10 protein-coding genes and 1 pseudogene are annotated in these 10,033 nt (G+C 72.0%); 4 read left to right on the forward strand and 7 right to left on the reverse strand.

Features of this window, described 5'->3' with window-relative positions; genetic code table 11:
- Positions 1 to 44: 44 nt before the first annotated feature.
- A complete protein-coding gene (locus AQJ58_RS38770; protein ID WP_067259148.1) occupies positions 45 to 443 on the reverse strand; it encodes an SseB family protein in 399 nt (132 codons plus the stop codon).
- A gap of 399 nt (positions 444 to 842) precedes the next feature.
- A pseudogene (locus tag AQJ58_RS38775) lies at positions 843 to 1,130 on the reverse strand (transcriptional regulator); the annotation flags it as partial.
- Positions 1,131 to 1,134: 4 nt separating this feature from the next.
- Here AQJ58_RS38775 and AQJ58_RS38780 point away from each other — a divergent pair.
- From AQJ58_RS38780 to AQJ58_RS38790, 3 genes are all read left to right on the forward strand, one after another.
- On the forward strand, positions 1,135 to 2,118 hold the full coding sequence (locus AQJ58_RS38780; protein ID WP_234360445.1) for an MFS transporter: 984 nt from the start codon (positions 1,135 to 1,137) through the stop codon (positions 2,116 to 2,118).
- A gap of 74 nt (positions 2,119 to 2,192) precedes the next feature.
- Positions 2,193 to 3,641, forward strand: coding sequence for a glyceraldehyde-3-phosphate dehydrogenase (locus AQJ58_RS38785; protein ID WP_067259149.1), 1,449 nt, complete (start codon positions 2,193 to 2,195; stop codon positions 3,639 to 3,641).
- Between the two features lie 192 nt (positions 3,642 to 3,833).
- Positions 3,834 to 4,949 carry a LacI family DNA-binding transcriptional regulator gene (locus tag AQJ58_RS38790; protein ID WP_420712207.1) on the forward strand — a complete coding sequence of 372 codons (1,116 nt, stop codon included), beginning with the start codon at positions 3,834 to 3,836 and terminating at the stop codon, positions 4,947 to 4,949.
- 89 nt (positions 4,950 to 5,038) lie between these two features.
- On the opposite strand, the gene gndA is transcribed toward AQJ58_RS38790, so the two are convergent.
- From gndA to AQJ58_RS46095, 4 genes are all read right to left on the reverse strand, one after another.
- Positions 5,039 to 6,478: an NADP-dependent phosphogluconate dehydrogenase gene (gndA, locus tag AQJ58_RS38795; RefSeq protein ID WP_067259151.1), complete on the reverse strand. Its 1,440-nt coding sequence runs from the start codon at positions 6,476 to 6,478 to the stop codon at positions 5,039 to 5,041.
- A gap of 144 nt (positions 6,479 to 6,622) precedes the next feature.
- Positions 6,623 to 7,129: a MarR family winged helix-turn-helix transcriptional regulator gene (locus AQJ58_RS38800; protein WP_067259181.1), complete on the reverse strand. Its 507-nt coding sequence runs from the start codon at positions 7,127 to 7,129 to the stop codon at positions 6,623 to 6,625.
- Between the two features lie 97 nt (positions 7,130 to 7,226).
- On the reverse strand, positions 7,227 to 8,078 hold the full coding sequence (locus tag AQJ58_RS38805; RefSeq protein ID WP_067259152.1) for an LLM class flavin-dependent oxidoreductase: 852 nt from the start codon (positions 8,076 to 8,078) through the stop codon (positions 7,227 to 7,229).
- 436 nt (positions 8,079 to 8,514) lie between these two features.
- Positions 8,515 to 8,790 (reverse strand): RICIN domain-containing protein, encoded by a 276-nt coding sequence (locus AQJ58_RS46095; protein WP_420712208.1) that lies wholly within the window; start codon positions 8,788 to 8,790, stop codon positions 8,515 to 8,517.
- Positions 8,791 to 8,858: 68 nt separating this feature from the next.
- On the opposite strand from AQJ58_RS46095, the gene AQJ58_RS44070 reads away from it, so the two are divergent.
- Positions 8,859 to 9,104, forward strand: coding sequence for a hypothetical protein (locus tag AQJ58_RS44070; RefSeq protein WP_067259154.1), 246 nt, complete (start codon positions 8,859 to 8,861; stop codon positions 9,102 to 9,104).
- On the opposite strand, the gene AQJ58_RS42135 is transcribed toward AQJ58_RS44070, so the two are convergent.
- Positions 9,055 to 9,543 (reverse strand): YunG family protein, encoded by a 489-nt coding sequence (locus tag AQJ58_RS42135; RefSeq protein WP_234360446.1) that lies wholly within the window; start codon positions 9,541 to 9,543, stop codon positions 9,055 to 9,057. The genes AQJ58_RS44070 and AQJ58_RS42135 overlap by 50 nt on opposite strands.
- Between the last annotated feature and the right edge of the window lie 490 nt (positions 9,544 to 10,033).

Here is a 10,033-nt window from a genome sequence, read left to right on the forward strand (position 1 = left end):
GGATTACGGCGAGCCGGCGGGCGCGGGCCGCCCCGGGTGGCGGGTCAGCGGGCGAGCAGGGTGCGCACTCCTTCCGAGGTGAGCGTCAGCGGGTGGTCGCCGGCGGCGTCTATGGCGAGCGAGAGATCTCCGGCGGGCCACTGCGCGGCGAGCGCGCCGAGGGGCACCAGCCGGTAGCGGTCGATCCCGGGCAGCAGTCCGGCCATCTCGGGTTCGGAGGTGAACACCGGGACCACGGGTGTGGCGCCGGGGTTGTCCAGGACCGGCAGGGCCAGCCGGGCGGGGTCGCTGACGTCCTCGTCGGTGGCGTCGTCGGGCACCGGCACCAGGACGTCGCAGTGCGCGAGCGTCTCCAGGGCCACCGTGTCCTCGGTGTCCCGGGCCAGCGCGTCCAGGGCCCAGCGGGCGGGGTCGGCGTTGCGGTCGTGGGCGGGCGTCTCCATGACAGTTCCCCTTGTCGCGGCGGTCGTACGGCCCGCTCCGGAAGGCTTCCCTCCGGACGCGGTCCGGCCTCGCGTACCCGATCGGCCGGGGATCATGCCCCACCGGACCGGTCCGTGACCCGCGCGCGAGCGCGCCGACGCCGAAGGACGCCGCGGACGCCGAGGACGCCGCAGGCCATGGCGGAGCCGCCCGGGAATCCCGGCGGACGCGGACGCGGACACTGTGGCCCCGAGGCCGGCGGGGCTCGGCGGTCGGGCGTGTGCCGGCGGGGGTCAACGGTCGGGACGTATACCGGCGGGGGCTCGGCCCTCAGGACCCGCGCCTGCGGGGGGCTCGACGGTCGGGACGTGTACCGGCGGGGCTCGGCCGTCAGGATCCATACCGACGGGACTCGACCGTCAGGACCCGTACCGGCGGGCCGACTCGTTCTGCTGGGCCATGCGCCTGAGGGCGAGCAGGGCGGGTTCCAGGAGGACGGTCAGCAGCAGGGCGCGCTCGGCGGTCTCCAGCGGGTCGTCGAGCCCTTCGAGCTGGTCGAGGTCGAGGGCCGCGGTGCGTTCGGCGAGCCGGGCGTACGGCAGCAGGGTCCGCCAGTCGAGCGGGACGCCCAGGGCGCGCAGGGAGGCGAGGGTCTCGGCGAGGGTGTCCCGGGCGGGTGCCGAGGCGTGCACGTCCCAGTCCAGCTCTCGGATGGCGCTCGGCGTGTGGTCCGGGGTGAGCGGGCTCGCCGTGGCGATGGGCCCGGTGGTCGGCGGTGCGGTCGTGGACGGCCTGGACTGGCGGTGGATCTTCTGGATCAACGTGCCGGTGTGCGTGATCGCCGTCCCGCTGGTGCTGTTCGCGCTCGAGGAGAGTGCGCTGCCCGGCATCCGGCTCGACCTGGCCGGCATGGTGCTGGCAGCGGGGGGACTGTGCGCCGTGGTGTGGGCGATCGTGCGCGGCGAGCCCGACGGCTGGACCTCCGCACAGGTGCTCGGCGCGTTCGCCGGCGGCGCGGTGCTGCTGGCCGCGTTCGTCGCCCGGGAGGCCAGGACCGAGGAGCCGATGCTGCCGCTGTCGTTCTACCGGGTGCGGGCCTTCACCCTCACCAACATCGTCTCGGCGACCATGTACTTCGGGGTCTTCGGCTCGCTGTTCCTGCTCGCGCAGTACCTCCAGATCGTGCCGGCGCGCACCCCGCTGGAGGCCGGTGTGCGCACCCTCGCCTGGACACTGATGCCGATGTTCGTCGCCCCCGTCGCCGGACTGCTCACCGACAAGGTCGGCGGCGGCCGGCTGATGGCTCTCGGGCTCTTCCTCCAGGGCGTCGGACTGGGCTGGATCAACCTGGTCGCCGACGTCGACACGGACTACTCCTCGCTGGTCGGCCCGATGGTCGTGGCCGGTGTCGGCATGGGCTTCGTGTTCGCGCCGACGGCGGCGGTCGTGCTCGGCTCGGTCGCCGAAGAGCACGCGGGCAAGGCCTCCGGCGCCAACACCACCGTGCGCGAGGTCGGCGGCGCGCTCGGCATCGCCGTACTGAGCACGGTGTTCGTGGCCCACGGCAGCACAGAGGGCCCCCGGCAGTTCGTCGACGGCCTGCATCCCGCGGTGTGGGTGGGGGTCGCCGTGGTGTTCACCGGAGCGCTGTGCGCCCTGGGGATCCCCCGCCGCCGCACGGTCCTGCACACCTGAGCAGACCCCCGCTTGAATGATCAGATGAACGTCGGGTTAGCATCTGAGCGCCACCTAGCTCGAAAGATAGGCCCGTGACGCTCAACGACGATTCGTTCACCCACTGGAAGAACCGCGAGGAGATCGCGGAGTCGATGATCCCGATGATCGGGAAGCTGCACCGCGAGCGGGACGTGACGATCCTGCTGCACAGCCGCTCCCTGGTGAACAAGTCGGTGGTCAGCATCCTCAAGACCCACCGGTTCGCCCGCCAGATCGCGGGCGAGGAGCTCTCGGTCACCGAGACCCTGCCGTTCCTCGAGGCACTCACCACCCTCGACCTCGGCCCGTCCCAGATCGACATCGGTATCCTCGCCGAGAGCCACCGCGCCGACGACCGCGGTCTGTCGGTCCTGGACTTCACCGCCGAGGCCGTCGCGGGCGCCACGGGCGCCCACAAGATCGACCGCCGCGAGCCCCGCGACGTCGTCCTGTACGGCTTCGGCCGCATCGGGCGGCTCGTCGCCCGGCTGCTCATCGAGAAGACCGGCTCCGGCAACGGCCTGCGGCTCCGCGCCATCGTGGTGCGCGGCGGCGGCGACCAGGACCTCGTCAAGCGTGCCTCGCTGCTGCGCCGCGACTCCGTGCACGGCCAGTTCCAGGGCACGATCACGGTCGACGAGGCGAACGGCACGATCGTCGCCAACGGCAACGCGATCAAGGTGATCTACGCCGACAGCCCGGCCGAGATCGACTACACGGCGTACGGCATCGACAACGCCATCCTGATCGACAACACCGGCAAGTGGCGCGACCGCGAAGGCCTCTCGCAGCACCTGCGCCCGGGCATCGACAAGGTCGTGCTGACCGCGCCCGGCAAGGGCGACGTCCCGAACATCGTGCACGGCGTCAACCACGACACGATCAAGCCGGACGAGCAGATCCTGTCCTGCGCGTCCTGCACCACCAACGCGATCGTCCCGCCGCTGAAGGCGATGAACGACGAGTTCGGGGTGGAGCGCGGCCACGTGGAGACCGTCCACTCGTTCACCAACGACCAGAACCTGCTGGACAACTACCACAAGGCCGACCGGCGCGGCCGCTCGGCGCCGCTGAACATGGTGATCACCGAGACCGGTGCGGCGTCCGCCGTCGCCAAGGCGCTGCCCGAGCTCAAGGCGCCGATCACCGGCAGCTCGATCCGGGTGCCCGTGCCGGACGTCTCGATCGCCATCCTCAGCCTGCGCCTCAGCCGCGAGACCACCCGCGACGAGGTCCTGGACCACCTCCGTGACGTCTCGCTGACCTCGCCGCTGCGCCGCCAGATCGACTTCACCACGGCCCCCGACGCGGTCTCCATGGACTTCATCGGCTCGCGGCACGCCTCGATCGTCGACGCCGGCGCCACCAAGGTCGACGGCGACAACGCCATCCTCTACCTCTGGTACGACAACGAGTTCGGCTACTCCTGCCAGGTCGTCCGCGTCGTGCAGCACGTCTCCGGGGTCGAGTACCCGACGTACCCGGCGACGAGCGCCCAGTAGCGCCGCGTCCCCTCGGGTGATCTCGCCGGGTGTGGTGCACCCGGCCCGGTACCGGGCGGCCGTCGGAAGTCGATCGAGCCGATGGCCGCCCGTCCGCCGGACGGAGACGACCATCGGTGCGGCCGTCGGACCCGGATCGAAGCGGCCGTCACACCCGCCTGCGGGCCCCACCGGATGCAGTAACGTCATGCCGTGACGGATCACTCCACCGGAGACGGCGCGGCCCTGCGGCCCGCGGGCGGGGGCAGACGGCGTCGCGGCACCGCGGGCCGGGACAAGCCCGCCACCATCCGTGACGTCGCCGCCAGGGCGGGCGTGTCCGTGGCCACCGTGTCCCGCACGCCGGCCGGGAACTACCCGGTCTCCGAGACGACCCGCGCCCGGGTCACGGCGGCGGTCGAGGCGCTCCACTACGTGGTGAACGTGCACGCCAAGGCGCTGTCCGGCGGCGTTCCCGGACCCGTCGCCCTGGTCCTCCACGACATCACCAGCCCCTCCCTCGCCCATGTGGCGGCCGGGGTGCAGCAGGAGGCGGCGACGCGCGGCCGGCTGAGCCTGGTCTGCGCCACGCACGGCGATCCGGCCCGCGAGAACGACCTCGTGCAGCTGATGCGCGAACAGCACGCCGCCGCCGTGGTGCTGGTCGGCGGCGCGGAGGCCGACGACGCCTCCTACGCGCGGATGGCCGGATACGCGCACGGCCTGGCCTCGGCCGGATCACGGCTGGTCCTGGTCGGACGCCCGCCGCTGCCCGCCGGCGCGCCGGCCACGGTGATCGAGTACGACAACCGCGGCGGCGCCTTCCAGGCCGCCGGCCGGCTGCTCGCCGCGGGGCACCGGCGCGTGCTGTTCCTCGGCGGGGAGCCCAGGTTCGCCACCGCCCAGCAGCGCCGGGCGGGCCACCTGGACGCGCTGCGGGCGTACGGGGTGCCGTACGAGGAGGAACTCGACGTGCCGGGGCCGTACACCCGCACCTCGGGCTATCTGCGCACCCGTGACGCCCTGCGCGCGGGGCAGGGGTTCACGGCCGTCTTCGCCGGCACCGACATGGTGGCCCTCGGCGCGCTGGCCGCGCTGCGCGAGGCCGGGGTGAGCGTCCCGGACGACGTCTCCCTGGTGGGCTACGACGACGTGCCCTTCGCGGCGGACCTCACCCCCGCGCTGACCACCGTCCGCGTCCCGTACGAGGATCTGGGCCGGTCCGCCGTACGGTTGGCGCTGGAGCGGGAGGAGCGGGTCTGCGCGGACGACCACGTGGTGCTCGGCACCCACCTGGTGATCCGGCAGTCGGTGACCGCCCGGGGCTGACCGCACCGGACCGGGCCGGGCGGACGCGGGTCGAGCCGTGTCGGCCCGGACCCGCTCGCGCCGGACCGGTCCCGTGCGCCGGGGCCCTCTCAGGCCTGGGTCTCCGGGCGGCCGTCCTGCGCCCAGTGGGTGTGGAAGGCGCCCGGGCGGTCGGTACGGCCGTAGGTGTGGGCGCCGAAGTAGTCGCGCTGGCCCTGGAGGAGGGCGGCGGGGAGGCGGCCTGCGCGCAGGGTGTCGTAGTGGGCGAGGGCCGCCGAGAAGGCGGGGACGGGGATGCCCCGGCGGGCGGCGGAGGCGACCGTCTCGCGCCACGGCACCTGCGCGTCGGTGATCTCCATGGCGAACTCCATCTCGCCGAGGAGGCTGACCAGTTCGGAGTCGGCGGCGTAGGCGGCGCGGATGCGGTCCAGGAAGGAGGCGCGGATGATGCAGCCGCCGCGCCAGATCTTGGCGACCGCGCCCAGGTCGATCTTCCAGCCGTACTCGGCGGCCGCGTCCTGGATCATCTTCCAACCCTGGTCGTAGGCGATGACCTTGGAGGCGTAGAGAGCGTGCTCGACCTGGGAGGTGAAGCGGGCGGCCTCGGTGCGGCTGAGCGGCGGGGTGGTGCCGCCGGGCAGCCCGGCGTAGGCGGCGCGCAGTTCGCGCTGGCCGGAGGCAGCGCGGGCGAAGGTGGCCTGGGCGATGGCGGTGACCGGGGAGCCCAGGTCCAGGGCGGTCTGCACGGTCCAGCGGCCGGTGCCCTTCTGGCCGGCGGCGTCGGTGACGATGTCGACGAAGGCGAGGCCGGTGGCGGCGTCGGTGTGGGCGAGGACCTCGGCGGTGATCTCGATCAGGTAGGAGCCGAGGCGGCCCTCGTTCCAGGTGCGGAAGACGTCGGCGATCTCGGCGGGGGTGTAGCCGGCGACCTGCCGCAGCAGGTCGTACGCCTCGGCGATGAGCTGCATGTCCGCGTACTCGATGCCGTTGTGCACCATCTTGACGAAGTGTCCGGCGCCGTCCGTGCCGACGTGGGCGGCGCAGGGCTCGCCGTCGATCTTCGCGCTGATGGACTCGAACATCGGGCCGAGGACGTCGTACGACTCACTCGACCCGCCGACCATGATCGACGGCCCGTGCAGGGCGCCCTCCTCGCCGCCGGAGACCCCGGTGCCGACGAAGTGGATGCCCTTCTCGCGCAGCGCGGCCTCACGGCGGCGGGTGTCGGCGAAGTGGGCGTTGCCACCGTCGATGATCATGTCGCCGGGCTCCAGGAGCGGGGCGAACTCGTCGATGACGGCGTCGGTGACCGCGCCCGCCTGCACCATGATCATCAGCCGGCGGGGGCGTTCCAGCGCGGCCACGAACTCCTCGGCCGACTCGGCGGGAACGAAGGCGCCCTCGTGGCCGAACTCCTCGACGAGCGCGCGGGTACGGCCGACGGAGCGGTTGTGGACGGCGACGGTGTAACCGTTGCGGGCGAAGTTGCGCGCGAGGTTGCGGCCCATCACGCCGAGGCCGGTGACGCCGATGGCGGCGGTTGCGTTCACGAGGTACGTCCCTTGGATCGTTGGCGTGTTGCGAAGGGGGCGGGCAGCCCCGTACCTCCAGGTACGCGCGCCGGGCCGGTTCTTCTCGATCCCGGGCCCGACGAACTGCCGGAATTCGTCACCGAGGCGGGGCGGACCCCTCGTTCAGCGGCGTCGCCAGGGCAGCACGGCCGGATCGGCCTCGGTGCTCTCGGCGCGGTGCAGGGCGTCGCTGATGGCCTCGCCGATCTCGGCGAACTGCCGTACCTGTGCGGGGGTGAGGACGTCGAACACCGCGCGGCGGACGGCCTCGACGTGGCCGGGGGCGACCTCCACGAGCAGCGCCTTGCCCTCCTCGGTGAGGTGGGCGAGCTGGCCGCGGCCGTCGGCGGGGTCCTCCCGGCGTTCGACGAGGCCGACCTCGCGCAGCCGGTTCACCGCGTGGGTGAGCCGGCTGCGCGTGATCTTCAGCCGCTGGGCCAGTTCGGACATCCCGAGCACGCCGTCGGGGGCCATGGAGAGGGAGACGAGCAGGCTGTAGTCGGAGTGCGTCATGCCCGCGTCGCGCCGCAACTGCCGGTTGAGGTAGTCGGCGAGCAGGGTGGAGAAGTCGACGTAGGCGAGCCAGGCCCGTCGTTCCTCTGCGGTGAGCCAGCGCGGCGTCGTGGACATGGTCACACGGTACCCGGATCGCCTTTTGTACGAGTTTTCACGTACGTCTCTCGCCGGCGCGGCCAGGGGGTGCTGCGGAAGTCCCGCACAGCACTCCCTAGGACACCACCTCGGCCAGCCGGTCCACCTGTTCTGGATCCGGGGCCCAGCAGTACAGGACGACCTCGTCGGCGCCGATGCCGGCGAGGTCGGCGACGGCCGCACCGATCGTCCGTGGGGTGGTCAGCAGCCCGTCGGCCATGGAGGCGGCGCGGCCGGTGAACGCGTAGTAGTCGAGGAGGTTGCGCCGGGCCCGGTCCACCGTGTCCTGCGGGCCGAGGGCGACGCTGATCTGGGCGACCAGCCGCGGCCGGCCGGGGCGGTCGTACTTCTCCCAGACGTCCTCCACGTCGCGGAAGAGGCCGTCGAGGTGTTTCGGGGCCAGTGCGGCGCCGAGGAAGCCGTCGCCGAAACGGCCCACCCGTTCGAGTGCGGCGGGTGTGAAGCCCCCGAAGAGCACTTCCGGGCCCCCCGGGGTGAGGGGCGCGGGTCCGATGGACGCCGCACCCTCTCCGTACGGCTCGCCGGCCCAGAGGCGGCGCAGCAGGACCATCTGCTCGTCGAGGCGGCGGCCGCGGCGGCGCGGGTCGACGCCGGCGGCGAGGAAGTCGTCGTCCCGGCCGCCGACGCCGATACCGAGGGTGAACCGGCCACCGGAGATGCGGTCGAGGGTCGCGGTCTGCTTGGCGAGCAGGGCGGTGCGGTGGACGGGCGCGATGAGCACCTCGGTCTGGACGCGGATGCGGGAGGTGGCGCCGGCGACGGCGGCGAGGGTGACGAGGGGCTCGGGGTTGCCGAACACGAGCCGGTCGAGCAGGCCGAGGGTGCTGAACGGGCCCGCGTCGGCGTGCCGGGCCCAGGTCAGGAGCAGGGCGGGGTCGTCGATGGGGAGGCCGAGGCCGATCTTCATGGGAACAGTCCTTCAGGAGGGCATGCGGACAGAGCTGCCGCCCCTCCTGACTCCGCGCGCCGTGCACGGGCCTGCTCCCTTTCTGCGGCGATCGTTCGAGAGAGCGTGATGCGTAAGAGTGCTGCGACGGTACGGGGATGCGCGCGGCCCCGGCAAACCCTTTTTTCTGGCAGCACCCAAACCGCCCCGACCGCCTTTCGGCAGCGCACGGAGCAGGGGGTGGCGGGCGCGGCGCTCGTCGTGACGGCGACCGCGCCCGAGCGGGCCGAGCCGTTGCCGGCCGCGTCCCGGGCGTGGACCGCGAAGGTGTACGCCGTACTGGCGCTGAGCCCGGTCACCGTCGCCCCGTCGGTGGTGGAGGCGGCGACGGCGGACTCGTCACTCGGTGGAGACGGTCTACCGGCCATACGCCATCGGCTGAAGCACCGCTTCTCGCTCACGTGCGCACGGGTGTTCCGAGCCTTACGACAGGTTCCACTGCTGGCTGGTGGCGCGGGTGCCGGTGAGCTGGACCACGGCGGCACCCGCGGTGGTGGAGGAGGCGTCCACACGGATGTTCAGCCCGCTGCCCGTGTTGACGAGCAGAAACTTGGTACCGGGTGAGGCTGCCGACGAGGTCGGCGGCGAACTGCTGGTTGGCGCCGCCGTTGCAGGTCCACTGCTGCTGCCTGACGTTCTCGGCGGTCGACTTGCTCGGGACGTCCAGGCACAGGCCCGTGGCGGCGGGTCACCGGTTCAGCGTCCACTTCTGGTTGTCGCCCCCCGTCGGACTGCCACTGGATGACCTTGGCGCCGCTGGTCGTGGAGCCGCTCGCGACGTCCATCAGCATCGAGGTGCCCGCGTTGGTGAGGGTGTGCACCGCGCTGGTGGGCACACCGGAGGTGGGCGTCCAGGTGCCGGCGGTGGCGTCGAGCGACCAGCTCGGGTACTGGCCGACGTTGACCACGGTGCCGCGGATGGTCATCGGCAGCCAGATCAGCTGGGAGTTGCCGAGGTCGTTGGCGTTCCACCGGTCACCGGCGTAGATGTAGGTGGTGCCGGCACTGCCCTGCGGTGATGATGTTGGCCGTCTGGCTGACGCAGGTTGAGCTTGTCCATGACGCGGTCGCGGAGAAGCTCGTACTCCTCACGAAGCCTGCGCCATTCGGTCACGGGCGGTCGGGGAATGACAACGCCCCCGGTGACAATCTCCTCCGGCCCGAACTGCTCGCGGGTGAGGTCGATCTCAAGGGCCATGCCCAGGCGGTTCCACCAGTGGTAGTCCACACGCTCGCCGTTGACGTGTACTTCTCCCCGGATCAGCTCACCTCCCAGCAGGTCATTGAGCACCATGGCGGTCACACCGCACTGGTCCCGGGCCGGGTTGTCCGGGCTCCAGCGCGATCGGAACTCAGGCGTGCACGTCTCGGCACTCCAGCTGCTGCGAACGGCTCGCTCGATGTCGGTGAGAAGCAACGGTGTCATGCCGGTGATCCTCCCAGCCGGCACTGACAACGGGATCGCTGCCTGGGGCCAGAAGATCCGTTCCCTTGAGGCCGATTGACTCGTTCACACCGGCATTGCGTGCGTCAGCCCCAACGATCACGAGGTCTACCGCAACCGCTCCACGGATGGCGGGCAGAGCTGGTCGGGCTGGTCGCGTGCAACGGGCAGTTCCACAGTCGGCCGAGTGCCGCAGGTAGCGCCATGAGCCGGCCATGTCGGCTCGGGTTCTCCTCTCCGGACAGTTCCAGCGCACCCGCTTGGTATCCGCCATCGCGGCGACGAGGGCGAACAGTGGGCCTTCCTACCCGGAGCAGGTGGCGGTCGCGCACGGGCGACTCGCGCGGGGTGTTTACTCACGGCTGTCTCGTGCTCCGTGTCACGCCTGCCGATACGGCCCGAGCCTGAATCCGCCAGGGGCTGTAAGAGATCCGGCCCGGCCGTACATCTCCCGGTTGACGGCCGTTGATGC

This window comes from Streptomyces sp. DSM 15324 (assembly GCF_001514285.1).
Taxonomy (GTDB): Bacteria; Actinomycetota; Actinomycetes; order Streptomycetales; family Streptomycetaceae; genus Streptomyces.

Coding starts and splice junctions, on each gene's coding strand:
- AQJ58_RS38770 (WP_067259148.1), bottom strand. CDS start 443: ATGGAGACGCCCGCCCACGACCGCAACGCCGACCCCGCCCGCTGGGCC.
- AQJ58_RS38780 (WP_234360445.1), top strand. CDS start 1,135: ATGGCGCTCGGCGTGTGGTCCGGGGTGAGCGGGCTCGCCGTGGCGATG.
- AQJ58_RS38800 (WP_067259181.1), bottom strand. CDS start 7,129: ATGTCCACGACGCCGCGCTGGCTCACCGCAGAGGAACGACGGGCCTGG.
- AQJ58_RS38805 (WP_067259152.1), bottom strand. CDS start 8,078: ATGAAGATCGGCCTCGGCCTCCCCATCGACGACCCCGCCCTGCTCCTG.
- AQJ58_RS44070 (WP_067259154.1), top strand. CDS start 8,859: ATGACCTTGGCGCCGCTGGTCGTGGAGCCGCTCGCGACGTCCATCAGC.
- AQJ58_RS42135 (WP_234360446.1), bottom strand. CDS start 9,543: ATGACACCGTTGCTTCTCACCGACATCGAGCGAGCCGTTCGCAGCAGC.